Genomic DNA, 26,888 nt, shown 5'->3' on the forward strand with positions numbered 1-26,888 from the left:
TAGAAATAAATAAAAATTATAATTGTTTTGTAGCTCTACTACTTTTAACGCTTAACACTACCGAGTCGGGGTAGAATTAAATAATTTTAAATGAAATCCGGATTTCAGCGGATGGTAGCAAAAGATTATTAAAAAGAAGATGGATCATTTCAAATTATCGAAATTTTTTGTGCCGGCTAATAATTCACAGAAGTAGGGTAAGCAATTCCATTAGAAATCTGTATTTTTGGCCGCATAACATTTAACTTTATGGAAATGACAGAACAAGCAACCAGCTTTTTATCCGATCGCATTACTTCCTTAGCCGAATCGCAAACCATAGCGATGGCCAAGAAGGCGCGCGAACTGGCGGCTCAAGGTTACGATGTAATAAACCTGAGTTTCGGCGAACCCGATTTCCAAACTCCGCAGTACATTAAAGATGCCGCCAAAAAAGCCCTCGACGATGGTTTTACTTTTTATACTCCCGTGGCAGGTTATCTGGATTTGCGGCAAGAAATTGTAAATAAACTAAAACGCGATAATAATCTCGATTATAAACCCGAAAATATTGTGGTATCTACCGGCGCTAAACAATCCATTGCCAACGTGGTAATGAGCTTGGTAAACCCCGGCGACGAAGTTATCATATTTTCGCCGTATTGGGTAAGCTACGAAGAAGTAGTGAAACTTGCCGAAGGTGTTCCGGTGCAAGTAAAAGGTACGATTGATAACGATTTTGTTATTACCCCGCAACAACTCGAAGATGCCATTACCAGCAATACCAAGTTGGTGATGTATTCGTCGCCTTGTAACCCTACCGGCTCCGTTTTCTCGAAAGAAGAGTTGGAAGCTTTTGCCAATATCCTGGCCAAACACCCGCAGATATTTGTAATGGCCGATGAGATTTACGAGTACATTAACTTTACGGGTCAGCATGCCAGTATGGCGCAATTCGATTTTATCAAAGACCGGGTAATTACCGTAAATGGTTTTTCGAAAGGCTACGCCATGACCGGTTGGCGCGTAGGTTATATTGCGGCTAACAAAGAAATTGCGGATGCCTGCGATAAAATGCAAAGCCAGATAACTTCGGGTACTTGCTCCATTGCTCAAAAAGCCGCGGTAGCAGCCTTAAAAGGCGGTCGGGGTTCCGCCGAAGAAATGTCGGCGGCTTATTTAAGGCGGCGCGATTTAGTATTAGGATTAATGAAGGAAATTCCGGGTATCCGGACCTACGTGCCGCAGGGAGCTTTCTATATTTTCCCGGAAATCAGCTCTTATTTCGGTAAGTCTTACAACGGCCAGGTAATTAATAATTCCAATGATTTGAGCATGTTTATTTTGAATGATGCGTACGTGGCCGTGGTTTCCGGCGACGCTTTCGGCGCCGATGAATGCGTACGTTTTTCGTTTGCCGCTGCCGATGATAAACTGGTAGAGGCCATGCGTCGTTTAAAAGAAAGTTTAGCCAAACTCGTTTAAATGTCACTATTTAATAGCTTGGAGGCTATTTTTGATTCTTTTAATCAATTAACGGTGCTGGTAGTCGGCGACGTTATGATTGATTCTTATTTATGGGGCAAGTCCTCGCGCTTATCACCGGAAGCACCCGTTCCGATCGTGAACGTCGTCCGGAAAGAAAAGCGTTTGGGCGGGGCCGCTAACGTAGCGCTCAATGTGCAGGCATTGGGCGCTACGCCTTTATTATGCGCGGTAATCGGCGAAGACTTTGCCGGCGCCGAATTACTGCGTTTAATGGAAGAACAACAATTACCTACCGATGGGATGGTTAAAAGCCCGGACCGGATAACCACCGTGAAGGAACGGATTATGGCGGGTGGTCAGCAACTTTTGCGCATTGACGCGGAAATTGAAACCGAGTTGCTGGAGCATGAATCGGCTTATTTAGTGCAACAATACAGTAAATTATTGCCCTTAGCCGATGTGGTTGTTTTTGAAGACTACGATAAAGGTGTTCTTACCGGCGCCAATATTGCTGCCATGTTAGAATTAGCTAGGCAGCATGATATTCCGACCGTAGTAGATCCGAAAAAGAAAAACTTTTTATCGTACGTAGGCTGTACGCTGTTTAAGCCTAACTTAAAAGAATTAAAAGAAGGTTTAAAAGTTGATTTTGCGGATACCAACCACGTTGCTTTTGAGCAGGCTGCTCTTACTTTGCAAAAAAAGTTAAATACGCCTATCGTTTTAATTACCTTATCCGAACGGGGAGTATTTTATTTGACAGGCCCGGATAAAAAGTACATGGCCGCTCATTTAAGAACTATTTCCGATGTTTCTGGAGCCGGAGATACCGTAATCAGTATTGCGGCCCTTTGTTTAGCGTTGGATTTACCCATAGCTTTTCTGGCCGGTTTATCTAATTTGGGGGGAGGACTAGTGTGCGAACAAATAGGTGTAGTGCCCATTGATAAAGGAAATTTACTGGCTGAAGCGCAACGAACGAATACTTTTCAACTAGTAAATACCTCCCCGGTAATCAAAATCTAATTTATTCAAAATTTAAAAGCGCTTTATCGTACAACCAGTTGCCCGTTTTTGCGTGATGGCGGGTGCCTGGTTTGTTAATATAGCTTCGATCGCTGTTTTTAGGTAAGTTTCCTTCGCATAACTTTCTACTTGTGGATTGTCGTCGATAGCACCTTTGTAGCGGAGCAAAAAATTTCCGTTTTGCGGCTCAATTACAAAAACCTCCGGCGTTTTGGTAGCCCCTAATTGCTGGCTCACTTTCTGGTTGGCATCTGTAACGTAAGGAAAGTTATTACTAATAACACTACTTACTTTATTGGCAGAATTTGGATTCTCAATGGGAGCATTATCGGTACTAATAGCGGGCTTTATAAACAAAAATTTCACGCCTTTCCCGGAATAAACCGAATATAACTCCTGAAGACGATTCGTGTATAAACGGGAGTAAGGGCAATGGTCATTAGTAAATACTACCACAACAGCTTTGTTGGCGGCAAAATCTGCGAGTGCTATGTTTTGCCCGGCCTCGCCTTGTAAAGTAAATGATTCTACCTTTTGGTTCGGGGCGGAAGTTTGGGCACTTACATGTAACGTTGCAATTAACAGCATCCCGATCAAACCTATTTTTTTCATAATTTTTAGCTTTTCCTGATTATATTAAAATCTAGTTCTATTTAAGATATTAGAACTTTCTTGATTATTTGAATATATTATTTTTTTAATATATTTCTGTTTGTGAACTCACTATTTATCAATAAGGATATTCTGTGTTATTAAGCTGGCTAAGGCAAGTATTCGTTTCCGAAGCAATAAGTGAGCACGGTATCATCTTCCACTTCAAAGAAAACTTTGTATTTTTGCAATAGGGTAGGTGTTCGTATAAAAGCCTCTATTTCGCCGAATTTACTCGTATCAAATGGTTGTAAAATCAAATTCTGATTAAAAATAAGGTTTTTTTTCCCGTAAAGTTTGTACAAGGTTTCTTTGGCGCTCCAGGCGATGGTAAGTTTTACTAAATCGTTGCCGATGGCTAACTTTTCCTGCTGGTTTAAAAATTTATCTTGAATACGGCTTACTTTAGATTGTACTCTTTCAATATCTATGCCAACCGAATCGGCCGTAGAAATAAGCACTGCCACATGATCCTTGGTATGCGAAATAGATATGTGGTAAGGACTTTCAACAAAGTAAGGTTGACCCGTATCGTGGTTTAGCAACGAATGAGAAACTGGCGTAAAATGCTGCAACATTTGGTAGGCTACTATCCGGCTGGCTATCCACTCGGCTTTACGTTTTTCGTGCGTTATAGTAGCGGGTATTTCTATTTGAGCTGTTAAATTAGCCTGCGCCTGCAGTTGAACTACGGTTTCGGTTAAGTACCAGCGTCCCAGTAAAGCGCCCGGTTTTATTTTTTTAATCAGTGATAACGGCATGGGTAAGCAAAAGGTAGCAATATAAATTACTTAGGCCAATCTAAAAACAATACACATCCAAAGCCCGGAAGTCTTTTGGGTATTTTTGCACAAAATTACCTTTTCTTAAATAGATTATTGTAAATTAGTGTTGCACCCTAACTTTAAACAGCGCCTTCTATGAATCGTCGCGTCATCCAAGTCCAAAAAAGTGCCACCTTTACCGGTCACCGGGATTGTGTGTACACCTTGGAAAAGTCGGATCGGGAGGAAATATTTTTTTCTGCCTCTGGTGATGGCATGGTAGTCGCCTGGAATCTGGAGAGTTCCGGCAACGGAGAATTAATGGCCCAGGTACCTTCTTCGGTATACGCTTTGCGATACGTGCCGGCAAAAAACTGGTTATTGGTAGGTCATAACCATAATAGTTTGCAGGTTATTCACTTATTTAAAAAAGAAGTTCTTGCCTCGATTTCTTTACCGCCGGTAGCTATTTTTGACATTATCTGGTCCGAGAAAACACAATTAATCTACGTTGGCTTGGGTGATGGTGGGTTGGCAATTATTGACGCGGAAAAGCTTACTTTAAAAAAGATAATCAAGTTATCGCCTAAAAGCGCCCGGTGCCTGGCTTTAAACGAAACTACTCAGGAATTAGCCATTGGTTTTAGCGATCATATTATCCGGGTGTTAGATACGGCAACGTTAAACGTAAAATACGAGCTTAAGGGGCATACTAATTCCGTTTTTACGGTTACGTATTCACCCGACAACCAATTTTTGCTGAGCGGCAGCCGGGATGCTCATCTAAAAGTTTGGCAAGTAAATACCAGTTACGCGGAGCATGCTTCCATTATTGCCCACCTTTATGCTATTAATCATATTTCGTATAGCCCCGAAGGAAAATTTTTTGCTACCTGCAGCATGGACAAATCCATTAAAGTTTGGGATGCCGAAACATTCCGGTTATTAAAAGTTATAGATAAAGTGAGACATGCCGGCCACGGCACTTCCGTTAATAAATTATTATGGTCGGGTTACCGGAACCAGTTAGTTTCGGGCAGCGACGACCGCACCATATCAGTCTGGGATTTAAATTTTAGTTTAACTTATGAAGATTACACCGTTAGAGATTAGACAAAAATCCTTTGAAAAAGCTTTCAGAGGATGTGATAAAGATGAAGTTTCGGCTTTCTTGTTAACGCTATCGCAGGAATGGGAAAAACTGCAGGACGAGAATAAAGAACTCCGGGTAAAACTAGACATTGCCGGTAAAGAAGTGCAAAAAATGCGCGAAGTAGAATCTTCGCTGTACCGCACGCTTAAAACCGCCGAAGATACGGGCAATAACATGCTGGAACAAGCTAATCGTTCGGCGGAATTAAAGTTACGCGAAGCGCAATTACAAGCCGATCAATTATTGAATGATACGCGCTTAAAAGCCCGCAGCATTATTGAAGATGCTTACAAACAGTCGGAGAAAGCGATTGACGAGATGCAGCGCGAAGTAAAGCAACTCGAACAGGAGCACCAGCGCATGGAAAGTTATTTGGAAAATCTGGTTCGGGATTTAAAGAATTTAGCCCAGGATGCTTTAGAGAAAGTAGAAAAATCGAACAAGCGTCCCCGCACATATTTATCGGGCATTTTATCTCAGGCCGCCAACGTAAAAGTAAAACAAGTGGAATTAAGTAAAGAATTAAAAGATGTGTTTACAACTGCCCATGTCGATTCTATTTCGCTAAACGCACCTGTCCTGTCGCAAAAAGCCGAGCAGTTAATCATAGATAAACCCGTAATCGCTCAAAATCCTGCGGTAGAACCTATTCCGGAAACCCCTAGCCAACCGGATCCTAATCCAACTCCGGATGTAACCCCACCGCAACCGGAAATACCGGATCCGAAAACGCCGGTGCCATCGCCCACTGGTCCGGAAATTGAACGGCCCATGCCCGACATCCCCGATACACCATCTCCTGCCCCCGAAATAGAAAGGCCGGTACCGGAAATTGGCCCCATTACCCCGGGCACTCCGGAAATCCAGCCGCCTTTAACGCAACCCGGTGGGCCCACTTTCCACCAACCAAAGCCAGCCGCAAAACCAGTGGCGCAACCAGTGGGTGGCGGTTCTTTTTTTGATGAATTAGATTAAGCCGGCTAACCAGATATGCAAGGACGCATTGCCCTGGAAGGCATGGAATTTTTTGCTTTTCACGGGTATTACGATGAAGAGCAAAAAATCGGAAATAAATACGGGGTAGATTTGTTTATTCATACCGATCTGCAAGCGGCGGCGCAAACGGACGAGTTACCCAAAACGGTAAATTACGAAGTTTTGTACAAGTTGGTGCACGAAGAAATGAAAGTGCCGGCCCGGTTACTGGAACATCTAGGCCACCGGATTATTGACCGCATTTACCATAAGTTTCCGCACTTAAAAAGAGTAAAAGTTAATATTTATAAGTTTAATCCACCCTTGGGCGGTATCTGCCACTTGGCTAAGGTTACTTTAAAAGAAAAGCGATAAAGTCAATTCAATTAAAAATCCTTGTTCCGGCAGTTAAGAAGCGGAACAAGGATTTTTAATTTTTATCAATTTTTAGGAACTGTTAGTCGTATCATTCAAAATCTGGATGAATTATTTATTGTACATCCTCTAGTACCACCCCATTGAATAATCGCTTAGCTGGAATCCCAAATTAAAATAAATAGGACGAATTAACTGGTTATAATTAGAAGCAGATAGCCAAGAATAAACGACAGCAGTTTGGCTAGGGAGGGCCTTCTAAGGTTCCTGTGCCGCAGGCATTCCGACGTGAGGAGGAAAGGAAGCTTAGACCCGCCCGGAAGAGCCAAACGAGGCCTGCCGGCCACGAGGCAAACAGGTTACGGCTCAAAGAAGATAGCACCAATGAATGGAGACTTGAAAAGACTCCAAAGATAAACTGCTCTGAGTACGACTTTTATAGTTCCATCTAGTATAAGTTCTTTCGTTTAATCTACTTTTAAATAGTTGAATAGATTAAATAAATGCGAAAGAATGTAAATAAGCCATGCCCTTCTATTTATATCAAACCTCACTTATAAGCCAGATTCAATAAATCAGCAGCGGCGGCGAAAGCGGATAATTGACCAGATAATACTGCCTGTTCTTTTGCTTTTAGTTGCTTGGCTACATCCGGGTGCGTAAAGAATCTTTCTTCTAAAGTTTGGCGAATGGTTTGGTGGAACCAATACAAATTTTGTTGTTGCCGTTTCTTTTCCCAGTGTTGATTCTGTTTTGTTTTTTGTACGTAGGCTTCAATACTTTCCCATACTTCACCAATACCCGTATTTTCTAAAGCAGAACTTAATTGTACCGGAACTTGCCAGCCGGACGGTGGCACGGGAAATAAATGAAGCGCATTTTGGTACTCGGCTTGTGCCAAGCGGGCTTTTTCCTGATTAGCACCATCGGCTTTGGTTATGACTAAGGCATCGGCCATTTCCATGATGCCTTTTTTTATTCCCTGCAATTCGTCGCCGGCGCCTGCTAAGAGGAGAAGCAAAAAAAAGTCGGTGAGGCTATGAACGGCCGTTTCCGATTGACCTACCCCCACGGTTTCCACGAAAATAATTTCAAAACCCGCTGCTTCGCATAAAATGATACTTTCGCGCGTATAACGGGCTACGCCGCCCAGGGAAGTACCCGCCGGCGATGGTCGGATATAGGCATTCGGTTGGGTGGATAGTACGGGCATCCGGGTTTTATCGCCTAGGATGCTACCACCGGTTCTTTGGCTGGTAGGATCAATCGCTAATACGGCTAATTTTTTTTGATATTGTTTAATAAGGTAGTTGCCTAAAGCTTCGATAAAAGTACTTTTGCCCACTCCGGGAGCGCCGGTTATTCCAATTCTGATTGAGTTTCCGGAGTAAGGTAACAATCGATTAATAACTTGTTGGGCGAGTTCCTGGTCGGCGGGTAATTTGCTTTCCGTTAAGGTAATGGCTCGGCTTAGTACCACCCGATTACCGGCCAAAATCTGATCTACGTACTGATCCACGTAAAAGCGTTTTACCAAAGCTGCCCAGTTAAAAGTTGATAGATTTTAATAATTCGAAAAGAGACCAAATACAGCTTACGGGAAAGCAATATGAAATAGATGCGTTTGAAAAATTTAGCGCAACTGCGTGTATCGAACGTTAAAGAAGTAGCTCTGCACAAAATTTGGTAAACCCAATTCGCTGTGGCTGGTTTTATCCAGCAGCTGACCTTCGTCGACGTAGTTGCAGCCCAAGCCCGGAGCATTTGGATTATTGATAACGCCTAAGGTGGTTTCTTTTTCTTTTGCCAGGTAAATTTTACCGTCAGGCCCTAGTTGTAACGAACCAATTTTATCGGCTTTAGATACGGCAATAAGAGTAGGAGAATCTTCTACGGCTTGCCGGGAACCTAATAAATTAAATTGCCAGATTTGGGGCGCCACGTTGCCAATGCCGTTAGTGGTGCCGTACAGTTTCGTGCCATCCGGCGAAAACTCTATTCCGTACGCTTCGTCGTAATGATCAAAAGAAATAGGATTCGATACTTTTCCGGTAGAAGCATTAAAGTCAAAAACTTCAAATTTGTTGCTGTCGCGCCACAAGGCTAAGGCAATTTTTTTTCCGTCCGGCGATACTTTCATGGCGCCAATAGCTTCTTTGTTTTTCCCTTTGTGGGCAGTGCCGACGTTACTCACTATGGGTTGCCGGCTCACTCCGGCGGCGGTTACTTGGTAGGCGTAAAATCCATCCGAATCCCACTTATGCGTAATTACCCAATAATCCCGGTTGTTGCTGTGTTTAACGGCGGTTAGTTTTTCGGAGACCGGTGAAATTAAGAAGTTGTTTTTTTTGGCAATATCGCCCAGGCCATTCAGCCGCTGCATATCCACCTCGGAATAGCGGAGGCCATATAATTGCGATTGCAAGTCGGCGGTAAAAATATAGTAGATATTCGGGTTAAGCGGACGCGGTACAATTACGGCCGATTGGGTAGAAGAGCGATGCCCCATTAAGCGATTCCCGTTCGGCATTAATTTATGTTCCCGGTTCCAGACGCTTACGCCATTGGTATAAAATAGCAAATTACCGCGTGCATCGCAGATGGTAGCGCAGCCTTCCATGGTGGAAAGCATGCTATTGGCCAAAGGTACGGGTTTGCCACTGGTAAAGTCCAAGCCGGCCCGTTCGCCAAAATACCAGATATTAGCTTCTTTCTGCGCCCAGGCAGTTTTACAAAACCAAAACCAAGAGAAAAACAGGCAAACGCACCAGAACTTTTTAGTCATAATTGGATGAATGCAGAAATGAATGAACCATGTAAATTCGAAAATTTTCTGGTAAAAATAAAATTAATACAACTATAAAACCGGAAAATATACGAAAGAACCAATAGTATTGCTCGGGTTTAATCAAAAAAATATAAATGCGCATTCTGCATTTTAATCAGTAAGGGATTTGCTGGAAACTTCTGCTGCTATAATGTAAGTGGCTCCGACAAAAGTATAATCTATTTAGTAAGTAACGCTATCACTTGTTTCTTAAACATAGCACCAGAGTTAAAAAGAGTTTAAAAATACCTTGTCATTTTAACAGAAAAAAGAAACGTTCACCATTGTATACGGTGATCATCCAACGGCGAGCAATACTGTTATCTTAAAAAAAATAGCTTACAATTTAGGTAGGATATAAGTTTGCAATTTTCTCTTACTTAAATTGTAAACTTACACCCTAACCACGAAAGGGCGTTGTAGTAAATATCTCGTTTGTACTGTTCGATGAAAAAAGTTGCACCGCGCGTTGTATTTCAACCGCATACTCCTTAGCCAAAACCCGCAAGTGGCGCCCCTCTTTTCCCAGACGATAATCCCAGAGGCCGCTGTTGTGCCAATGATCGTCGTTTTCCCAGTCGGAACGATCAATAATCGGATAGATGCAAACGCCCAGAAACGGAATGTCTTGGGCCAGAACTTTTTGTATTTCCTGAATGATCATGCGCATCCAGGCCGGACGGTTGCCACCGTAATGGCTGGTCTCGCTGATGATGATTGGCCGGCGGTAGCGCCCATAAGCCTGTTCAATTAAACAATGCAGGGGCACCCAATCTTCATCCGGTGTTTCTTCGTTCCACGGGATGTAATCGGCGTTATGAAACCATTGGTTTTCGTGGTAGAAATTGCTGCCGATAATATCCAGATATTTTGCCGCGCCCCCCAGTTCCGGATGCAGTACACCCGTGATCATATCATAAACTTCGAATTGGGAGGCGTGATTCGCTTTGGCTGCCTCCCGCAGATCCGGGCGGTCTGGCGGAACAGCCACGTGGATGAGGGGCTCTACGTGCACGAAACGCGCCTCCGGGCTAACTTCCCAGATGGCGTCCATGCCGGCCAGGGCTGCTCGCACCAGTTGCAGCTTCATTTCGTAACCTCGGTTCTTGGCGTAGGGGTAAACGGTGCCCACCTCGCCGCCGACCCAGCAGAAGTACGAGATTTCATTGACGGGCGTGAAAAAAGGCGGTGCGTCACTGTACCGGCGGAGAAAGGTGGCCACTGCTTGACTGAAAGCGGCGAAGCGGGTGACGAATGCGGGGCTAAAAACATCAAGGTCGTCGGGCCAACCGTAATGGCACAAGGTCCAGATAACTTGTATCCCTTGTTTCTGAGCCGCTGCCGCCATTGGTTCCAGGGAGGAAAAATCGTATACGCCCGGTTTTATTTCAATCAGCGGCCAGCGCACACCATCCCGTATTGTTTGGATTCCTTGGCTTTTCAACAACGTATAATCTTGCTCCACTTGAATATCGTGCTGAGTCTGACGAATCATATCTAACCGCCGGCCTTGCCCGTTAACGTGACAGGCAGCCTCAAATCCGCCCATCATAAAGGATTTGAAAATTGTTTTTTTTCTTGCTAACATCGTTTACCCTAAAAATTTTAAAAGGCCTGCTGCGGCAGATGATGCCTCTATCGCCTAGGGAGCAGCAAGGCTGATCGAAAAGCGGTAGCAACCGGCTTACAACTGGCGGTCTGTAATTCACCAAAACTAACTAATAATACCAAGCCTCTCAGCTATGGTAATCCAACCATCGTCCTCCGTTTGTTTAGCTACGACCGATCTTTCTGCCAACACCCCGCGCAGGAATTTTAACCACCAAAAACACACCACGCCTATTTTGATACAAACATGATCGATTTACTTGGTTACAGAGCGTAAATAGTTACAATATTTGCTGGAAATACCTGATACCATTGATTAGTACGATGGTGTATTAGTTCCCCATTTAAGGGCCTAACATAAAGTAATAAAAAATTTCAAACTTATACACTATCGTAATTTAGGTTATTTGCCAAAACAATTTTTCTAAATTCCGGCGTACCTTCTTTTGCTTGGCTAACCAATCGATTGCTGCGTTGCGGTAACCAAGCGGCAGTAACGTTACGCTGCGCAGGCTTTTTTCTTTTAGGTTGACCAGCGCTGGTACATCAGCAGTAGCGGCCACCCTTATTTTTCTATCTTGCATCCGGCTGATATTGTCTTACCTATTCAGCTTAAGGTTTTACTTTAAAATATGCGCGCTCAGCAGTTGGTAAACCAGGTTGATGTTATTGTCCTTGCGAAATTCTTTTTTAATCGGCTCAGATTGGCCCGAAACCCAAATTTTCAGTTCGGCATCTAAATCCAACAGGCCGCCGCTTTCTTTCGAGAACCGCGTAATATACTTATACGGAATAGATAAAAATTCTACCTTGGAACCCGTTAAACCTTGCTTGTCTATGATTATCAGGCGTTTATTAGTAAAAACCAGCATGTCCCGCAGAATTTTAAAAGCTTTTTCCAGCATTTCGCCGTCTACCAATAAAGGCGCAAACTCCGCCTGTACCTTTTCCAGCGGAACCTCACTGGCATTCCCCATTAAACCGTCTAGTATTCCCATAGTTTTGAAGTTTTATTGTGAAAAAGCAATTTAAGGATAACTGTAATATATTGTTATTGATCTGGTTACTTGTTTGTTTTTAGTAGCTTTAGAATATCAGCACGCAATTGGAAATCTTCGGGAGATTTAGCATCCATGGCGGCAACTTTACCAGAAGCATCTACCAGTAGGTAATGCGGCATAGATAATCCCTCCGGTATACCACTAATAAATTCAGTAAGCCTGGATTTACCTTCAATTTTAAAATGTTGTAAACCACTTTTATTCAAACCATAAACGGAAATGGCTTCTTTCCATTTTTGCTTATAATCCGGGAATTCCACAGCAATAAAAACAAAGACAATATTACTGTCTTTAAATTGATTAACTAATTTTATGCTTGGAGCGATTTGAAGTATTTCCGGATCAAACCAGGAGGCCCAAAAATTGACGTACATTACTTTCCCTTTATTTTCTTCTAGTAATTTTTGCCAAGTAATTTGTTTACCCTGGTAAGACTCTAAATAGCTAGCAGCAATAGCCCAATCAGAGACCAATGTTTTAGGGCGATTAGCGATACTATCAAGGTATCGACTATAAGGCTGGTAGGTAATATCGGTACGGTATTGCGCCAGGTATTTTTCCATTCCTAAATTTTTAGGAAGATTTTCCTTTAACAGGGAAAACAACGCGTAATCCCGGACCCGACCGGAAAACTTACTCTTGGCTGTTTGGTATAATACTTCCATTTCCTGGGGCATTTGCAGCGCTTGACGGCTTAAAAACCGGTTGTAAAAAGTAATGCAGTTCCGGTAGTGAGGCGAACAAAATACCAGGGAATCTTGGGTGAAAAAGCCTGTATGATAGAAGTTAGATAAGGTGTCGAGGTAGGTTTTTCGTAAAGGTTGCCGGTTGAATGGAGTCAAGTAATACGGGGCTAGCAAGGCTGTTAAGTAGGTGCTCGTTATTTCGGTTTTAATAAAATTGTAAAAACCAGGTCCTAAGGCCAGCGAATCTTTTACCCGCTCCAACAGCGCCCGGCGCTCATTATATAAATAATTCAGCATTTTGGTGCGCGGCCGGAATATTTTTTCTTCGTTGTGTATTCCGGATAGATCTCCCGCATTCATACCCAGATATTTTTTATTCAGTAAGGAATAAAAGCCAAATTCGCCCGGGCGTGTTAATTTAAAAGTATAATAGGGCTGGTCAGAAGTTACCCTGTTCATAATAACCGTATCGCCGGCTATAACATAAACCGGAATTTGGGCGCCTTTGGTAAACCGTAGCCAAATTGGGTATTTACTTTTAATGCTGGCCGGAAAGTACCGGCCACTAATGGAATCCTTCTTAAAATAAACGTCCTGGTAATCATCAAATTCATCTGAATAATAAGCCATCATCGGATCATGGAGAGAGGGCTCGGCTAGAAGCGTAATGGTTGTCCAGGTAGAAGATTTTTTGTCTGACTGGCAGCTGCAAGTGATAAATAACAGAAGAAGTATCTTTTTCATAAGCTGAATTTTCAGATTTAAAGACCAGTTGAAAGGTATCTTCTAGTAGATTCACCGATGCCGTATTATCCATAAATAGATTTTTATTTATTACCCGTTCTTTTTCACCAGGCAAGAATGTTTTTGATGGCTATTAAACAAAAATCTTTATGGCTTACTTGCCCTATCAATTACCCGGAACGAGTTAAGTTCTTGCAGAAGGATTAGAGAGGAGAGTTAGAGAAAATTTTTATTCTGTTACGGCTTAGGTTTTGGATATTTATGTTTTTTAAATCTGTCGGGTTTGAAGCTACTTAGATAAAGCAGCTGGTTTATACGATTTGGTGCTAGTTAACTAGGGTGTAGCTTACATGCGCCGGTTAAGAAGGTTTTTCTTCTCTTCCTAAAATGAACGGGTTCTATGCTTTTCAGCTTATTCAGAATTCAATAATTTAATCTATTAAATTATATTCTCCGGCAGAATTGAAATTAAGAATTGTAATTAAATGTAATAAGAGAATGCTTTATCTTCATTATCGAAAACTGTTTTTCCTTAATTGCTTGTCCATGGCCACAAAGCGGTAATCGTATACCAACGGCTCCCGGTGTTTAATTTGCACTTGCTTAAAATCTAAATGGCGGGCGTTGATCACGAAATTGTTTTCGGTGGGAACAACGGCCGAAGGTACTTTTAACAATAAGGTTTCGGCGGATTGATACCAGGCCGAACCGAGTGGTTGGGTATCGGCGTAATGGCTGGCTAATTTCCAATCAGGTGGTAAGTCGGAGAGGTTAATAGTGGTAATTGGTAGATCGGGTATGTCCAGAACCATTACTATAAAGCGGGTACCGAGTATTCCTTGTCCCATTTTATGGACCATATTCTCCATAGAAGCTAAGGAGCGACTGGAAGCCGCGTAAATCACGTATTCGCCCTCGTAGTTCCAGCGGCCCGAAAAGCCGGGAGCATACAACTGGTCAGCGAATTTTTCGAAAACAAGGCGGTATACTTCCATGCGGGCGGTTTTAAGCCGCGTAGCCGTGCGCCAACCGGAGAAGTTGTTTTTCTACTTCCATAATGCCCGAAACGGAAGGGAGTAAGGTTAACGGACTTTGATTGTTTAGGCTCGGCGAAGGAATGGCCAACCAATCCATAAATTCGGCGGTGGAGCCAAATAACTCGTCGCCGAGAGCAAATAAGCGGTGTAACTTTAACAATTTTTCGGCGGCATCGCGGGTAAATTTCTTCTGCGATTTCCGGTAATTATCTACCGTTTTCGCATCTATCCCGATTAATTGCGCCAATTCGTTTTTCCGGAACCCAGAATGTTTTAACAAGTTTTCGAAATACCAGGCTTCTATGCCTTCCTGCGCTTTGCTAATTAATGCCAGGTCATCTTTTACCACGTCTAAATTGGCAACTACTTCTACCGGAGCGTTCATAACCTAGTTTCTATATTGTTTAAGTAAATATACGAAAAATTTCGGAATGTAACCGAAAATTTTCCTTCTATATCTCAAATTACCACAACAAGAAAAAATACTTCCTCGGAGTTTGGTTATTGGAATCGAAGAACCGGATCAGATTCTGAAGAATAAAGATGCCAGGTACGCCGGATTACCAGATAAACTGATGCCAGCATTTAAAGGAAATTATCTTAATGAGGGGGAGTAATGGGGGATGTAACTTCGTAACCCAAATCTTTTAATTTTCGCTTAAAAATAACCTGAGGCGTTACATCGTAGCCAAAACCTAAAATGCCGGTTACATGGCCAGCTGCGTCGAAAATAGCCTGGTAGGTGAAGTTAAAATAAATTTGCTCGGGCTCCTGACCTGGCAAACGGTTTAAAGTAAACGGAACTTCTTCGGCTACGTAATCCTGGCCAGTTTGATAAACCGTATTTAATACTTGTAAATAACCTTGCTCCCCAATTTCGGGCAGGGCTTCAGCTACCATTTTATGCAGCAATTCGCGACCGGGATAAAGATTTTGGTAAGCGGGATTAATTAACTCAAAGCGAAGTTCCGAGCCTTTTAAAATGCAGAAAAGGCCCGGCGCCCGCATAATTAAGCGTTCCAAAGTAGCGCGTTCCGCTTCGGCTTTTTGGTAAGCAAGCTGTACCTGGTCGGAGAGCTGGGCCATTTGCTCGTTCGTCGCCAACAGTTCCTGCACCAAAATTTTGGTATCGTGGATATCGGTATTGCTGCCTACCCGCACTTTTACGTCTCCGCTTAAATTAACGAGCGGTAAACTTTTAGTTAAATGCCAGCGGTAGTTTCCTTCTTTGTTCCGTATCCGAACTTCGGCCTGAAATTCTTCATTAGGGGGTAAAGCTGCATCCATCTTTTTCTGCACGGCCGCTAAATCATCGGGATGAAAGAGGTTCCGCCAGCCCGTACCCAGTAATTCTTCGGCGGACAAGCCCGTATAATTCAGCCAGCGTTGATTTACGTAGGTGACGTTGCCCTGGGTATCGGCGGTATGAATAAGTTGGGGAACGGCATCGGTCATAAATTTAAATTTATTTTCCGTTTCCAAGTGGGCAAGTTTAGCTAGTTCCCGCTGCGTAACATTAGAGGTGCGCCGGATAAGGTATTTCACTTCGCCGGCTGCATTTAATATAGGCGTATGCGAGGCTTCCCAGTAGCGGGTTTCGTAACCGCCTCCTTCCGATTCTGGCCGGACTATATCGTACCGGAGAGGTTCAAAGTAAATGGTTTTTTTCTCCCGGAAAGTTTTGTTAATGGATTCGCGCAAAAGCGAGGTGTTTTTGGAATTACTATCATCCGGGCTATCCGGAAAAGCTTCCAGTAAGTTTTTGCCGATTAATTGTTCGCGGGTACGTAAAACTAGGGTTAAATATTTATTGGTAACTTCCAAAACGGTATAATCCGGGGCAATGACAATTAAAGCTTCCGGAATATTCACAAAAAGTTCGTGTAAGTCCATTTTCAGGTTATCAGGCATTCCAATATGAAATCAATTTGTTTAAAATTTGCTGGGCGGCTAAGCTAATTACCGTCCCCGGACCAAATATACCTGCTACGCCCGAATCGTACAAAAATGGATAATCCTGGGCTGGAATAACGCCTCCGACAATAACCAGAATATCGGCGCGGTCCAAGGCTTTTAGCTCGGCAATTAACTGCGGAATCAGCGTTTTATGACCGGCCGCCAAACTACTTACGCCCACTACGTGCACATCGTTTTCGGTGGCTTGGCGGGCAACTTCCTGGGGAGTTTGAAAGAGCGGCGCAATGTCTACGTCGAAACCCAGATCGGCGAAAGAAGTAGCAATTACTTTCGAACCACGATCGTGCCCGTCCTGGCCCATTTTGGCCACCATAATGCGGGGCCGCCGCCCGTCGAGTTGGGCAAAGTGGTCGGCCAGTTCTTTGGCTTTTTTAAAGTTTTCATCGTCGGAAAGTTCGGCGGAATATACGCCGGAAATAGCTCTAATCACTGCTCGGTGTCGTCCGTAAATTTTTTCTAAAGCACTCGATATCTCCCCTAAGGTAGCCCGTTTACGGGCCGCTACCACGGCAAGTTCCACTAAATTTTCTTCACCAGTTCGGGCCGCCTGGGTTAAGGCATGTAAGGCTAGTTCTACCTCGGCAGCGTTGCGCTCTGCTCTGAGTTGAGTCAGACGTTTTATTTGAATTTCCCGGACGGCGGTATTATCAATATCTAAAACCTCGACGGGATAATCATTTTTTTCGGGTCGGTATTTATTTACGCCTACAATTACGTCTCTCCCGGAATCAATACGAGCTTGCCGGCGGGCAGCGGCTTCTTCGATGCGCATTTTGGGTAAACCGGTTTGAATGGCTTGGGCCATGCCGCCCATATCCTCTACTTCCTGAATGAGTTCCCACGCTTTGTGCGCGAGCTCGTGGGTAAGTGTTTCCACGTAATAAGAACCACCCCACGGGTCTACTACTTTGGTGATATTGGTTTCGTGTTGCAGGTACAATTGGGTATTACGGGCAATCCGGGCCGAAAAATCGGTGGGTAAGGCAATGGCTTCGTCCAGGGCGTTGGTATGTAAACTTTGCGTACCACCTAAGGCTGCGGCTAAAGCTTCTACGGTGGTGCGGGCTACATTATTAAAAGGATCTTGCTCGGTTAGACTCCAGCCGGAAGTTTGGCAGTGGGCCCGGAGCATCAACGATTTTTCATTGCGCGGATAAAAACGCTGCATGAGCTTCGCCCACAATAACCGGCCTGCTCGTAACTTAGCGATTTCCATAAAATGATTCATGCCGATGGCCCAGAAGAAAGACAAACGCGGCGCAAACTGGTCAATATCTAAACCGGCAATCAAACCGGTGCGGACGTATTCTAATCCATCGGCTAAGGTATAGGCCAATTCCTGAGCGGCAGTAGCGCCGGCCTCGTGCATGTGATACCCGCTGATGCTGATGGAATTAAATTTAGGCATGCGCTGCGCGGTATAAGCAAAAATATCGGCCACAATTCGCATACTGGGTTCCGGGGGGTAGATGTACGTGTTCCGTACCATAAATTCCTTCAGAATATCGTTCTGGATGGTGCCGCTTAATTGCTCTGGTTTTACGCCTTGTTCCTCCGCGGCCACAAGGTAAAAAGCCAGAATGGGAAGCACCGCTCCGTTCATCGTCATGGACACGCTCATCTGGTCCAGCGGAATTTGATCAAAGAGAATTTTCATGTCCAGCACCGAATCAATGGCTACGCCGGCTTTGCCTACGTCGCCGACTACTCTGGGATGATCCGAGTCGTAGCCGCGGTGGGTAGCCAAATCAAACGCCACCGATAAACCTTTCTGGCCGCCGGCCAGGTTCCGGCGGTAAAAGGCATTACTTTCTTCGGCCGTAGAAAAACCCGCGTATTGCCGGATGGTCCAAGGGCTGCGCACGTACATGGTAGAGTAGGGGCCGCGCAGGTAAGGCGGTATACCGGCGGTAAAACCTAAATGATCCAGCTTTGGCATATCTGCGACCGTGTAAAAATGCCGCAAAGGTATTTGTTCCGCTGTTTTCCAGGTTTTTGACTCCGCTTGACTTAAATCTTTTGGCTCTACGGTTTTAGCTAATGATATTTTCGAAAAATCAGGTTTCACTTCTTTGCGTTATGGGTTAAAGGCGCCGTTTAGCTGTTGATGGTTTGTTCTTTTTGCAATTGTTCTTGAATGCGAACTACAAGAGTAGTAGTGTCACAACCTTCAAAGAGGAAATCGTCGAAACCTTGTTCTTTCAGTTCGGCTTTCATGTGGTGCGGATTGGCCGCCAGAATAATGGCCGGTTTATCTTTGTGGTTTTTAAGCGCCGGGCCAATCTGCCGCGCGAAAGATTGGTATTCTGCGTCGGAGGCCGACAAAACAATTACTTCGCCGGATATGAGAGGTAAACCTTGAACCGCTTCCGTGATTGAATGAAAATGCTGAATCTCGGTCTGAAAACCAGCGCAGCCGAAAAATTCTTTGGCAAAAGAAGCATTGAGGTGCCTTTGGATAGCTTCGCCGATGGTAGCTACCACCACTTTAGGCGGCTTTCGTTTTTTCTGAAAATGTAATTCTACCGCCGAACGCATGACTTCTAAAGAGTAAGCGGCCCGAGTCGTATCAAAATAACTACTCTGAATAAGTTCTTCCAGATCGTAATCAAACTTTTCTTTTGGGTTAATAAATTTGTTGGTTCCCACTAAAACTTCTTCTCCCGCAGCAATTTTTTTAAATTTTTCCTGGGCTACTTCCCGCAGAGAGTTTCTAATGTAATTACTTTGCCAGGCAGCCACAAAACCACCCTGATTTTCGAGGTTCTGAAAAAGGAGCCAGGCTTCGTCGGCCAATTGGTTCGTTAGCGTTTCGAGGTAATAAGAGCCGGCTGCCGGATCAATAACCTGGTGCAAATAGGCTTCTTCTTTTAACAAGAGCGAAATATTACGGGCTAACCGCTCCGAAAATTCGTTTTCCGGTCGAATGGTAGTATCAAACGGGCAAACCGCTAAACTATCGCAGCTGCCCATTACGGCGGCCATGGCTTCGGTGGTAGTACGTATTAAATTGGTATGCGGATCGAAGGTCGTGAGGTACCAGCGGGAAGTTTGACTATGTAAGCGGAGAGCGGTCGCTACTTCTGACGCTAGGTTATAGGATTTAACAATAGTAGCCCAAAGCAAACGAATGGCGCGCAACTTGGCAATTTCAAAAAAATAATTGGTGCCTATGGCTAGCTGAAAATGCAGGTGGCGGGCTACCGTTTCGGCCGAAAGTCCCCGGTTGGTGAGTTCATCTAAGCAGGCTACCGCCGCACTAATGGTATAAGCTAATTCCTGCACTATGGTTCCGCCCCTAAAGGAAAAACCCGCTCCGTTTACAGAAAGCAATTGCAAACCAGAGTCTAGTTGATTTAAATTAAGCAAACCGGCCAGTTCGTCGTAGTAAGTTCGGGAATAATAGGTATGGACTTCGGTAGGAGCAAAATACATAAAACCTTGTAGCGCGTGAGCAGGAATACCACGTTCTTCAAGAGCGCGGTACAAGTTTTTTAAAAAATCAACTGGTTTTTGGGCTATTGTAAAGCTTATAGAAAAAAGCGTAATATCTACTTGCTGCAGCAAGTAAGCAAAATCGAAAACGGTGTTATCCTGCATAATAAAATGCAGACCATCGGCGCCTTGTTTTAAAGCATGATCCCCTTTATCTATTGCGGCTCGCGAATTATTATTTACGGGAATAACCGAAATATTTTTCCATTGATTGGAATCTGTTTTGTGCCCCCGCACATACGGAAACTGGCCGGGAATAGCTTCAGCTAAAGTTGAATCGGCAATATCCTCGGGGTGGTAACAAGGTTTTATTTTTAAATTTTCCGAAGTGTGCCAGATTAAACTTTCCGGACTTTCTCCTTTTAAATCTTTCCGGACTTTTTCCACCCATTCCGCTGCGGAAATAGATCTGAATTCAGGAAACAAAGAAGCGCGCTTTGATGATTCGGGCATGGAGAACGGGTTTGATGAGCAGGTAAAAATACGTTTTTAATTAAATAACCGGTTACCTAAAAGTGTACGCAATATCGGCTAAAACGAATCAGAAAAAGTAAAACCCGTAAGAAGTATATTTATTTTCGGGCTCCGTTTATTTAGCTCATTTTACTATTCGGAAAGAAATTGGCCTTTATAAATGAGTGGTTTAAAGAAGCAAAAGAAAGGAAATGCATTCAAAATGGAAATATCCAGAAGATGGTTGTTTCACCGAATAATTTTTCTGAAAAAGGTTAAAGGGAAGTTTAGTTGATAGCTAAATACTTAATTTGAGGGAGTTAAATACCCTTTTTAACAAGGTGAGGAAAAACAAAATCCGTATTGATACGGCCCCGGCGAGTTTATTTGCGGGAAAGTTCTAAAATGAGCAAGTTCCAGCTTTTTATTCAGGCTAACACACTCCTTTCCTTCTTTTAGCTAAAAGTTTCCTCCACAATATATCATAATGAATGTGTTTAGCAGAAAGTTAGCTCTCCGGGAAAAGAAGCTTTGTATTGCTGTTTAAAACCGGACAATTCGTAGCATAGTTTTGTCCAGTAATGAACAATAACAAGTAATGCCGTTCTTTAAAATGGCTTTAAATAGCGGTAAATGCAGTTTTTTACAAAATGGCACAGCCGTTGTCAATACTTGGGTGTAATCATCCCTAAAACTAAAAATACAACTATGAAAAAGCTTTTTCTTTCTCTTGTTCTGATCCTGCAAATTGGTTTTTTAATGGCCCACAATGGTACTCCGACAATAGGGTTAAAAGTACGCAGTGAAAACGTGAAAATGTACCAGCAGGCGGGTACTTCTACGCCCGTCATCCAAGTTATTGCTACCACTGACCGTGTGGAACTAATTCGCAAATGGAATGCGCAATGGGCGCAGGTTAAAGTAAATCATAGATTAGGGTACGTTCCATTCTCGGATTTAATGTTTCTGAAACCGGAGCCTCCATTAGCGCAAACGGGCACTAACGCTGCTCGATTAGGAGAGTAACATCGGTGGAATACACCGAGCATAAAGGTGAACATAAGAGTTCACCTTTTTTATTTTTCCAGTTGGATGGTAAAAATAGATTTAGCTGCCGTTTTTTGAGAGCCACCTTCAAAGTATAAAACATTCAAACTCTCCAGTTGCCAGGTCATATTTTTATCTGTTAGCGTTGTTACTTCAAAAATGGTATTAAAGCCGGGCGCAATTAAGTTGATAAACTTTTTACCGTTTTGCTCACTCAAAGAATAGGTAGCGTATTGGGCAATGGTGCCCCCGTTATTGGTTATAATATTTTTATCTTGAATAATGTATTTAAAATTATTGGTCGTCGTTTTTTCGTAAACTTTTACGTTGGCGGTATCATAGTACTCGGTTTTATCGGAGCTTACGTTCCAGGTGCCTTGTAGTAAATCGTTAAAAGATTTAGGTTTTTCTTCGTCCTTTTTACAGCCGAATACGATAAAACAAAATAAGCAAAAATAAAGGAGCCGTTTCATAAGAGGTATTGTAGTTGAATTTATCCGGCAGATACGGGAAAGTTTTTTAATGACAATTGGCTTCTCCTAGTTCCGTTCCGTAGGCGTAACTTCTCCCGAATTTAGTATCAGCAGAATCTAAAATTTTTACCCCCGATATAAATACATCTTGAGATTTCGCGAGATCGCAAAAATAAGTGGCCAAAGCATGCTTGTCTTGCCCATCATTCGCCACCGTTATCGCCAAATACCCTTGCTCTGTATAGATAGCCCGTACCACTTCCGGATTTTCTTTGAGAGATGCTATAAAAGTATTCCTGCTTAACTTATGGGTATTTTCCGGAAGTGCTTGGTTTCTGGTTTTTAAAATTCTCCTGGCTAAATAGGTCCCGAGATTGGCAAGTATTACTAAACTTAAAACAGCTAGCCAAAATTTAAGGGATTTCTTTTTAGTATAAAGTAGCCCCACCACAACAAGTATAGCCGTTAGAACAATATGTGTACGCATGTTTTTAAATCTTACCTCTTTAGTAATCAGGAATAAAGGTAAAATTTTTAAAAGAATTAATTTACCAGTAAAGTAAACCTGAAAGTACTAGGAGCAGAGTGCCTTAGCTAATTAAACCGCTAAATATACAAAAACCAAGGAGAGTTAAAATCCGGCGAATAAATTTTTCCTTGTCAGCGGATTAGCTTAGCTGAATTACAGCGGCGACTTTATTCAGAATAGAATATATTTTAGGTAAGTAATACTTAGTAAATTAGATTTCTTTAATAAACTTAAAAAAACGTTGATAATTAACAACAATGAATTATACGAAAGGAGAAAGGCGGAAGAAGATTATTCCGCCACTCGCTTTACGTGCGTTTTTTGTGAACCTATCCTAAGAAAAGCTATAATGCTTTTCGGCGAAAAAAAACATAAGCGCCTACTAAGGTAATTTCTAAAAGGATTCCGAACCAAGGCATAGTTGTAAAGATTTAGGTTTCGTGAACAAGGTTAATTAAAATAAGTAAATAGACACAAGTACCAAGGTATAAGATACTAGACTTTTTAAGGAATTAATACAGTAATTATCAGTGCTTTATTACAAAAATTTTGACATCTGGTAGATCTAATTAGTTTTTGCCCCAATACTTACAAATTTCAACTTTAAGGTATAGAGGCGAAAAGTTTACCGTAATAGTTATCGGCTTTCTTTCAACAGGCAAAATGATATTTATTTGTAACCAAGCGGCTGCAACTTCCCTGCTTGGATTGTTGGTATAAATATACTTTTAAAATAGATAACTTAAAGAGAAAAAAATAGATTTTTTTTCGTAAGTGCTTTAAAGTTTAGGCAAGTTTTACAAAATAAAATAGAATAATCATTAAATACCTTCAAAATTGAGCTATATTACATCTCACCTAAATTTAGCCCTATGAAAGTTTTGAATACCTACATTGTTTCTGAGAAAATGAATACCGGCTTAGCCGTAAAAACTTTATTGTATGAGCTGGAAGATCGCTCCTGGATGCTGAATTGTCCTAAATACCACGAAACTACCGGCCTGACAACGTTTAAGCTTTTACCCATTTCCGCCGAAAAAGCCAAAGAACTGATGACCCAAAAGGTAACCTTCGCCTCCGTTTAATCTTAAAATATTTCTTTTTGATAAAGCGGCTACAATTAGCTACTTATTTAAAAGGTTTATTGAAGAGAAGTGGATGTATTTGATTTTTACTTTATCCGTGGGAATAAAAGAATAAACTAAGCTTGATAACTGCAGTTTATTTTACCGAAATTACTCAGTAATGTGGTAAGCGGAAGAACGATTACTTAAAGTATTTCGCTTAATTTTAATAACTTGTTTAAAAACTAAAAATCAAGCTGTACTTTTCTGGCAAATTCTTGCCGGGAACTATAATCACCACCCAGTTTAGTAAATTATCGTATCTTTACAGAAAACAAGTTAAGATTATCTGATTCAAGATTTATAGTAAGATGAGCGGTACAGTATCGCTCATTTTTGCTTTATAAAGCTGGGGAAATCACGTTTTTAGTCTATAAATTTTACTTACCTCCAAAACAAGTTGTATGTCAACGGACAAATTACATATTGGTACTTCGGGCTGGAGTTACCGCTGGAAAGGTTTGTTTTATCCCGAAGACCTGCCATCGGCGGATTACTTACCTTATTTTTCCCAGCATTTTAACTGCACCGAAATCAACAGCAGCTTTTACCATTTTACGATGGAAAAAACCATTCAAAAATGGCTGGACCAAACCCCGGCAGCATTTAAGTTCTGCGCCAAATTAAACCAGGAAATCACCCATAAACGTAAATTCGAGGACGCAGAAGAACCGCTACTCAAATTTATGAGCCGGTACGGACGGATGAGAGAACGCTTAGGAGTCATATTAATTCAAATTGCCGGCAGTTTCCGGTACGACCGCCCCGCTGCCGAAAGCTTTTACCGTTTGCTCCGGCAGCATTACCCCGAGGTAAAGTTTGCGCTGGAAGCCCGGCATGTTTCCTGGTTCACGGAAGAATCTTTAAACTTATTGCGCGATTATGAAATTACTTTTGTCATTGCCAGTGCGGGCAAACGTTTTCCTGGTTTGGAAATTACGACTACCGAAACGGTTTACCTGCGATTGCACGGGGAAGAGCGCCTTTATTCTTCTTTGTATTCCGACGAAAAGTTGGAACGCTACGCGTATATGATCCACGATTGGCTGCTGGACGGCAAAGAAGTTTGGGTATTCTTTAACAACACCATTATGGGGAGCGCCCTTACCAACGCTAAAACCTTGCAAGCCTTACTCACTAATTTGTAAAATTTAGGGTATTTCCGGATGGCGCGAAAAATAAATCTGCCAGTAATTTTATGCCTTTAGCGTAAAAAATAAGGGTTTAAACCGGTATGAGCCAAGTAATAAGGAATTTTTCGGCCGGTTTTTACTTTGGTAACGCTTGTTTTCGGAAAAGGTAATCTGTATATTGACCTATCACCTTTACCAATAGTTCATGAGGAGTTTGCGCTGGCAGCTTTATTGGCGAAACCTGTTTTTTACTTTTTTACTTTTTTCGTGCCAACGTACCTGGCAGCCTACCGCCCAATTACGGTCCGAAGCCAAATTACCCGTAAGCGCCAACGTGGCGGCGGACGTAGCTACCGAAGCGGCTATTTTGCCTTACCGCCGGCAAGTGGAACAACGTATGAGCGAAGTAATTGGTACGGCTCCGCAGGAGCTAAAAAATGCTGTCTTTGAATCGTCCTTAGGTAATTTTGTGGCCGACTTGCAACGCAGTGAAGCCGCCCATTTACTAGGTAAACCCGTAGATATGGGGCTCATGACCCGGGGCGGTTTACGCTATATTATTCCGCAAGGTAAAATTACGGTAGGGGATGTGTTTGAATTAATGCCCTTTGAGAACGAACTGTTGGTGCTCACTTTATCCGGGCCAACCGTTGAAAAACTTTTTCAGTTTGGGGCAGAGAAGAAGATTTTAGCGCTTTCTAATGCGTCCTTTACTATTCAAAACAACCAGGCGAGTAATATTTTGATTGGGGGTAAACCTTTAAACGCGCAAAAAACGTACACGCTGGCTATTTCGGATTATTTAGCCAATGGCGGGGATAACCTGATTTTTTTAAAAGAAGCGATAAAAACCGAGAAAGTGGGTATTCTGCTGCGGGACGCTATTATACAGCACATTCAGCAGTTAACCGCGCAAGGTAAACCGGTAGAAGCGCGCGTAGAAGGCCGGGTAAAAGTTTTATAGTTGCAAGTTACAGGTTGCAAGTTGTTGAGGATTTAAAGGTTACCCGGTTGGAAAGCTTTAAGGTTAAAAAATTCTAATCGGTGCGTTCTGAATTAGCTGTTGGCGCTCGTCTTAGCGGAGCGAAACTGGTGACGAATAGACAAAAACCCGGTCTTCAGACTGCCGAAACAGATTATTTAAACAAGTAAGTTATTACACTGAATTTACTTTAACTATGGATTAGAATACTTTATATCAGTTATCCAGCAATCGAACAACTAATAATTACTTTTATAACGTCCGGAAATGAAAAGACGTGATTTTTTGAAAACGACTGCCTTAGGTGCTGCTGCGGGTTGGGCCATGTGGCCAGCGGATGTTTGGGCGGCGACTACGGTGCGCTTAACCGTGCTGCATACCAACGACATGCATTCCCGCATCGATCCTTTTCCGAACGACGGCCGGACCAACGGTGGTTTAGGCGGTATGGCTCGCCGGGCCACTTTAATCCATCAAATTCGGCAACAAGAAGCAAATGTGCTGTTGTTAGATTCCGGTGATATTTTTCAGGGTACGCCTTATTTTAATTTTTTTGGCGGTGAGCTGGAGTACAAGCTTATGACCCAGATGCGTTACGATGCGGCTACTTTGGGCAACCACGATTTTGATAATGGCTTAGCGGGTTTGCAGCGACAACTGCCTCATGCCGGTTTTTCTTTTTTATCGGCTAATTACGATTTTAATCAGACGATTTTAAAAAGCCGTTTTCAGCCCTATAAAACGTTCGAAAAACAAGGTATTAAAATAGGCGTTTTTGGTTTAGGCATTGAACTGGCTGGTTTAGTAGATCCAAAGAATTATGGCGCTACCATGTACCTGGACCCGGTGCAGCGGGCTGCTGATATGGTAAAGCAACTCCGCGAGAAAGAAAAATGTAACCTGGTAATTTGTTTATCACATTTGGGCTATAAATACGAAACCGCCAAAATGGATGATCGAAAATTAGCCCAGCAGGTAGCCGGGATTGATTTAATTTTGGGCGGCCACACGCACACTTTTATGGCGGCTCCCGAAAAATTCACCGATTCCAATGGGCACGAAACGCTTGTTAATCAGGTAGGTTGGGCCGGTATTAACTTAGGGCGGATTGATTTTAATTTCAGCAAAAAGAACAAGCAAAAAATAAATGTGGCAACGGCGGTGCTACCGGTCGGACAGCCTGTAATAAGTTCGTAAATAAATAATTTTTTGTTAAGTATTTTTTTTAGATTTTTGTAGCCCTCAAAATCTGTTGGGCCCCGGTTAATTGTAGGATAATAACTTAAGGAATAGTGACTTTC

At 42.7% G+C, this 26,888-nt stretch carries 25 protein-coding genes; 10 read left to right on the top strand and 15 right to left on the bottom strand.

All coding sequences use genetic code 11. The annotated features are described in order from the left end of the window. Window positions 1-249 precede the first annotated feature (249 nt). Window positions 250-1,464 carry a pyridoxal phosphate-dependent aminotransferase gene (locus tag AHMF7605_RS28320; RefSeq protein WP_394336224.1) on the top strand — a complete coding sequence of 405 codons (1,215 nt, stop codon included), beginning with the start codon at window positions 250-252 and terminating at the stop codon, window positions 1,462-1,464. Beyond that, window positions 1,465-2,493, top strand: coding sequence for a bifunctional heptose 7-phosphate kinase/heptose 1-phosphate adenyltransferase (locus AHMF7605_RS28325; protein WP_106933270.1), 1,029 nt, complete (start codon window positions 1,465-1,467; stop codon window positions 2,491-2,493). A 12-nt stretch (window positions 2,494-2,505) separates the two neighbouring features. On the opposite strand, the gene AHMF7605_RS28330 is transcribed toward AHMF7605_RS28325, so the two are convergent. Both AHMF7605_RS28330 and AHMF7605_RS28335 read right to left on the bottom strand, forming a co-directional pair. After that, window positions 2,506-3,105 carry a redoxin domain-containing protein gene (locus AHMF7605_RS28330; RefSeq protein WP_106933271.1) on the bottom strand — a complete coding sequence of 200 codons (600 nt, stop codon included), beginning with the start codon at window positions 3,103-3,105 and terminating at the stop codon, window positions 2,506-2,508. Between the two features lie 149 nt (window positions 3,106-3,254). Beyond that, window positions 3,255-3,905 carry a 4'-phosphopantetheinyl transferase family protein gene (locus AHMF7605_RS28335; protein WP_106933272.1) on the bottom strand — a complete coding sequence of 217 codons (651 nt, stop codon included), beginning with the start codon at window positions 3,903-3,905 and terminating at the stop codon, window positions 3,255-3,257. 159 nt (window positions 3,906-4,064) lie between these two features. On the opposite strand from AHMF7605_RS28335, the gene AHMF7605_RS28340 reads away from it, so the two are divergent. Genes AHMF7605_RS28340 through folB form a run of 3 tightly spaced genes read left to right on the top strand, consistent with a single transcriptional unit; the run spans window position 4,065 to window position 6,411 of the window. Beyond that, entirely contained in the window at window positions 4,065-5,021 is a 957-nt protein-coding gene (locus AHMF7605_RS28340; RefSeq protein WP_106933273.1) for a WD40 repeat domain-containing protein, read from the top strand. Continuing rightward, complete coding sequence (locus tag AHMF7605_RS30885) at window positions 4,996-6,036, top strand: DivIVA domain-containing protein (RefSeq protein WP_106933274.1); 1,041 nt, start codon at window positions 4,996-4,998, stop codon at window positions 6,034-6,036. Before AHMF7605_RS28340 ends, AHMF7605_RS30885 begins: the two co-directional genes overlap by 26 nt. A 15-nt stretch (window positions 6,037-6,051) precedes the next feature. Continuing rightward, a complete protein-coding gene (gene folB / locus AHMF7605_RS28350; RefSeq protein WP_106933275.1) occupies window positions 6,052-6,411 on the top strand; it encodes a dihydroneopterin aldolase in 360 nt (119 codons plus the stop codon). Between the two features lie 550 nt (window positions 6,412-6,961). On the opposite strand, the gene meaB is transcribed toward folB, so the two are convergent. The 11 genes from meaB to AHMF7605_RS28410 form a co-directional block, all read right to left on the bottom strand. Continuing rightward, window positions 6,962-7,948 carry a methylmalonyl Co-A mutase-associated GTPase MeaB gene (gene meaB / locus AHMF7605_RS28355; protein ID WP_106933276.1) on the bottom strand — a complete coding sequence of 329 codons (987 nt, stop codon included), beginning with the start codon at window positions 7,946-7,948 and terminating at the stop codon, window positions 6,962-6,964. A gap of 96 nt (window positions 7,949-8,044) precedes the next feature. Next, window positions 8,045-9,196, bottom strand: a complete 1,152-nt coding sequence (locus AHMF7605_RS28360) for a TolB-like translocation protein (RefSeq protein ID WP_106933277.1) — start codon at window positions 9,194-9,196, stop codon at window positions 8,045-8,047. 442 nt (window positions 9,197-9,638) lie between these two features. Then, window positions 9,639-10,826, bottom strand: coding sequence for a glycoside hydrolase family 1 protein (locus AHMF7605_RS28365; protein ID WP_106933278.1), 1,188 nt, complete (start codon window positions 10,824-10,826; stop codon window positions 9,639-9,641). Between the two features lie 418 nt (window positions 10,827-11,244). Then, window positions 11,245-11,430, bottom strand: a complete 186-nt coding sequence (locus AHMF7605_RS28370; RefSeq protein ID WP_199200326.1) for a hypothetical protein — start codon at window positions 11,428-11,430, stop codon at window positions 11,245-11,247. Window positions 11,431-11,466: 36 nt separating this feature from the next. Then, window positions 11,467-11,844 carry a PH domain-containing protein gene (locus tag AHMF7605_RS28375; protein WP_106933279.1) on the bottom strand — a complete coding sequence of 126 codons (378 nt, stop codon included), beginning with the start codon at window positions 11,842-11,844 and terminating at the stop codon, window positions 11,467-11,469. 65 nt (window positions 11,845-11,909) lie between these two features. Continuing rightward, a complete protein-coding gene (locus tag AHMF7605_RS28380; protein ID WP_146153694.1) occupies window positions 11,910-13,337 on the bottom strand; it encodes a TlpA family protein disulfide reductase in 1,428 nt (475 codons plus the stop codon). Window positions 13,338-13,849: 512 nt separating this feature from the next. Then, on the bottom strand, window positions 13,850-14,332 hold the full coding sequence (locus AHMF7605_RS28390) for an RES family NAD+ phosphorylase (RefSeq protein ID WP_106933282.1): 483 nt from the start codon (window positions 14,330-14,332) through the stop codon (window positions 13,850-13,852). A gap of 10 nt (window positions 14,333-14,342) precedes the next feature. Then, window positions 14,343-14,759 (bottom strand): type II RES/Xre toxin-antitoxin system antitoxin, encoded by a 417-nt coding sequence (parS, locus tag AHMF7605_RS28395; RefSeq protein ID WP_106933283.1) that lies wholly within the window; start codon window positions 14,757-14,759, stop codon window positions 14,343-14,345. Window positions 14,760-14,974: 215 nt separating this feature from the next. Then, window positions 14,975-16,285 (bottom strand): PAS domain-containing protein, encoded by a 1,311-nt coding sequence (locus AHMF7605_RS28400; protein ID WP_233219283.1) that lies wholly within the window; start codon window positions 16,283-16,285, stop codon window positions 14,975-14,977. After that, window positions 16,278-18,419, bottom strand: a complete 2,142-nt coding sequence (gene scpA / locus AHMF7605_RS28405; RefSeq protein WP_106933284.1) for a methylmalonyl-CoA mutase — start codon at window positions 18,417-18,419, stop codon at window positions 16,278-16,280. Before scpA ends, AHMF7605_RS28400 begins: the two co-directional genes overlap by 8 nt. A 29-nt stretch (window positions 18,420-18,448) precedes the next feature. Continuing rightward, complete coding sequence (locus tag AHMF7605_RS28410; RefSeq protein WP_106933285.1) at window positions 18,449-20,299, bottom strand: methylmalonyl-CoA mutase family protein; 1,851 nt, start codon at window positions 20,297-20,299, stop codon at window positions 18,449-18,451. 708 nt (window positions 20,300-21,007) lie between these two features. Between AHMF7605_RS28410 and AHMF7605_RS28415 the strand changes: the two genes are divergently transcribed. Then, window positions 21,008-21,325, top strand: a complete 318-nt coding sequence (locus AHMF7605_RS28415; protein ID WP_146153695.1) for an SH3 domain-containing protein — start codon at window positions 21,008-21,010, stop codon at window positions 21,323-21,325. Window positions 21,326-21,375: 50 nt separating this feature from the next. On the opposite strand, the gene AHMF7605_RS28420 is transcribed toward AHMF7605_RS28415, so the two are convergent. Together AHMF7605_RS28420 and AHMF7605_RS28425 are read right to left on the bottom strand one after the other, a co-directional pair. Next, window positions 21,376-21,819, bottom strand: a complete 444-nt coding sequence (locus tag AHMF7605_RS28420; RefSeq protein ID WP_106933287.1) for a hypothetical protein — start codon at window positions 21,817-21,819, stop codon at window positions 21,376-21,378. A gap of 46 nt (window positions 21,820-21,865) precedes the next feature. After that, window positions 21,866-22,306, bottom strand: a complete 441-nt coding sequence (locus AHMF7605_RS28425; protein WP_106933288.1) for a hypothetical protein — start codon at window positions 22,304-22,306, stop codon at window positions 21,866-21,868. Window positions 22,307-23,220: 914 nt separating this feature from the next. Between AHMF7605_RS28425 and AHMF7605_RS28430 the strand changes: the two genes are divergently transcribed. The 4 genes from AHMF7605_RS28430 (at window position 23,221) to AHMF7605_RS28445 (ending at window position 26,784) form a co-directional block, all read left to right on the top strand. Next, window positions 23,221-23,433 carry a hypothetical protein gene (locus AHMF7605_RS28430; RefSeq protein WP_106933289.1) on the top strand — a complete coding sequence of 71 codons (213 nt, stop codon included), beginning with the start codon at window positions 23,221-23,223 and terminating at the stop codon, window positions 23,431-23,433. 443 nt (window positions 23,434-23,876) lie between these two features. Next, window positions 23,877-24,620, top strand: coding sequence for a DUF72 domain-containing protein (locus AHMF7605_RS28435; protein ID WP_106933290.1), 744 nt, complete (start codon window positions 23,877-23,879; stop codon window positions 24,618-24,620). Window positions 24,621-24,810: 190 nt separating this feature from the next. After that, complete coding sequence (locus AHMF7605_RS28440) at window positions 24,811-25,569, top strand: 5'-nucleotidase C-terminal domain-containing protein (protein ID WP_106933291.1); 759 nt, start codon at window positions 24,811-24,813, stop codon at window positions 25,567-25,569. Window positions 25,570-25,854: 285 nt separating this feature from the next. Continuing rightward, window positions 25,855-26,784 (top strand): bifunctional metallophosphatase/5'-nucleotidase, encoded by a 930-nt coding sequence (locus tag AHMF7605_RS28445; protein ID WP_106933292.1) that lies wholly within the window; start codon window positions 25,855-25,857, stop codon window positions 26,782-26,784. The last annotated feature ends 104 nt before the right edge of the window (window positions 26,785-26,888 follow it).

The sequence above is a fragment of the Adhaeribacter arboris genome, from assembly GCF_003023845.1.
Lineage (GTDB): Bacteria > Bacteroidota > Bacteroidia > Cytophagales > Hymenobacteraceae > Adhaeribacter > Adhaeribacter arboris.

Bases quoted from the DNA above. Each gene is read 5' to 3' on its own strand.
- AHMF7605_RS28320 (WP_394336224.1), top strand. From the start codon at position 250: ATGGAAATGACAGAACAAGCAACCAGCTTTTTATCCGATCGCATTACT.
- AHMF7605_RS28325 (WP_106933270.1), top strand. From the start codon at position 1,465: ATGTCACTATTTAATAGCTTGGAGGCTATTTTTGATTCTTTTAATCAA.
- AHMF7605_RS28330 (WP_106933271.1), bottom strand. From the start codon at position 3,105: ATGAAAAAAATAGGTTTGATCGGGATGCTGTTAATTGCAACGTTACAT.
- AHMF7605_RS28335 (WP_106933272.1), bottom strand. From the start codon at position 3,905: ATGCCGTTATCACTGATTAAAAAAATAAAACCGGGCGCTTTACTGGGA.
- AHMF7605_RS28340 (WP_106933273.1), top strand. From the start codon at position 4,065: ATGAATCGTCGCGTCATCCAAGTCCAAAAAAGTGCCACCTTTACCGGT.
- AHMF7605_RS30885 (WP_106933274.1), top strand. From the start codon at position 4,996: ATGAAGATTACACCGTTAGAGATTAGACAAAAATCCTTTGAAAAAGCT.
- folB (WP_106933275.1), top strand. From the start codon at position 6,052: ATGCAAGGACGCATTGCCCTGGAAGGCATGGAATTTTTTGCTTTTCAC.
- AHMF7605_RS28360 (WP_106933277.1), bottom strand. From the start codon at position 9,196: ATGACTAAAAAGTTCTGGTGCGTTTGCCTGTTTTTCTCTTGGTTTTGG.
- AHMF7605_RS28365 (WP_106933278.1), bottom strand. From the start codon at position 10,826: ATGTTAGCAAGAAAAAAAACAATTTTCAAATCCTTTATGATGGGCGGA.
- AHMF7605_RS28370 (WP_199200326.1), bottom strand. From the start codon at position 11,430: ATGCAAGATAGAAAAATAAGGGTGGCCGCTACTGCTGATGTACCAGCG.
- AHMF7605_RS28375 (WP_106933279.1), bottom strand. From the start codon at position 11,844: ATGGGAATACTAGACGGTTTAATGGGGAATGCCAGTGAGGTTCCGCTG.
- AHMF7605_RS28380 (WP_146153694.1), bottom strand. From the start codon at position 13,337: ATGAAAAAGATACTTCTTCTGTTATTTATCACTTGCAGCTGCCAGTCA.
- AHMF7605_RS28390 (WP_106933282.1), bottom strand. From the start codon at position 14,332: ATGGAAGTATACCGCCTTGTTTTCGAAAAATTCGCTGACCAGTTGTAT.
- parS (WP_106933283.1), bottom strand. From the start codon at position 14,759: ATGAACGCTCCGGTAGAAGTAGTTGCCAATTTAGACGTGGTAAAAGAT.
- AHMF7605_RS28400 (WP_233219283.1), bottom strand. From the start codon at position 16,285: ATGCCTGATAACCTGAAAATGGACTTACACGAACTTTTTGTGAATATT.
- AHMF7605_RS28410 (WP_106933285.1), bottom strand. From the start codon at position 20,299: ATGCCCGAATCATCAAAGCGCGCTTCTTTGTTTCCTGAATTCAGATCT.
- AHMF7605_RS28415 (WP_146153695.1), top strand. From the start codon at position 21,008: ATGAAAAAGCTTTTTCTTTCTCTTGTTCTGATCCTGCAAATTGGTTTT.
- AHMF7605_RS28420 (WP_106933287.1), bottom strand. From the start codon at position 21,819: ATGAAACGGCTCCTTTATTTTTGCTTATTTTGTTTTATCGTATTCGGC.
- AHMF7605_RS28425 (WP_106933288.1), bottom strand. From the start codon at position 22,306: ATGCGTACACATATTGTTCTAACGGCTATACTTGTTGTGGTGGGGCTA.
- AHMF7605_RS28430 (WP_106933289.1), top strand. From the start codon at position 23,221: ATGAAAGTTTTGAATACCTACATTGTTTCTGAGAAAATGAATACCGGC.
- AHMF7605_RS28435 (WP_106933290.1), top strand. From the start codon at position 23,877: ATGTCAACGGACAAATTACATATTGGTACTTCGGGCTGGAGTTACCGC.
- AHMF7605_RS28440 (WP_106933291.1), top strand. From the start codon at position 24,811: ATGAGGAGTTTGCGCTGGCAGCTTTATTGGCGAAACCTGTTTTTTACT.
- AHMF7605_RS28445 (WP_106933292.1), top strand. From the start codon at position 25,855: ATGAAAAGACGTGATTTTTTGAAAACGACTGCCTTAGGTGCTGCTGCG.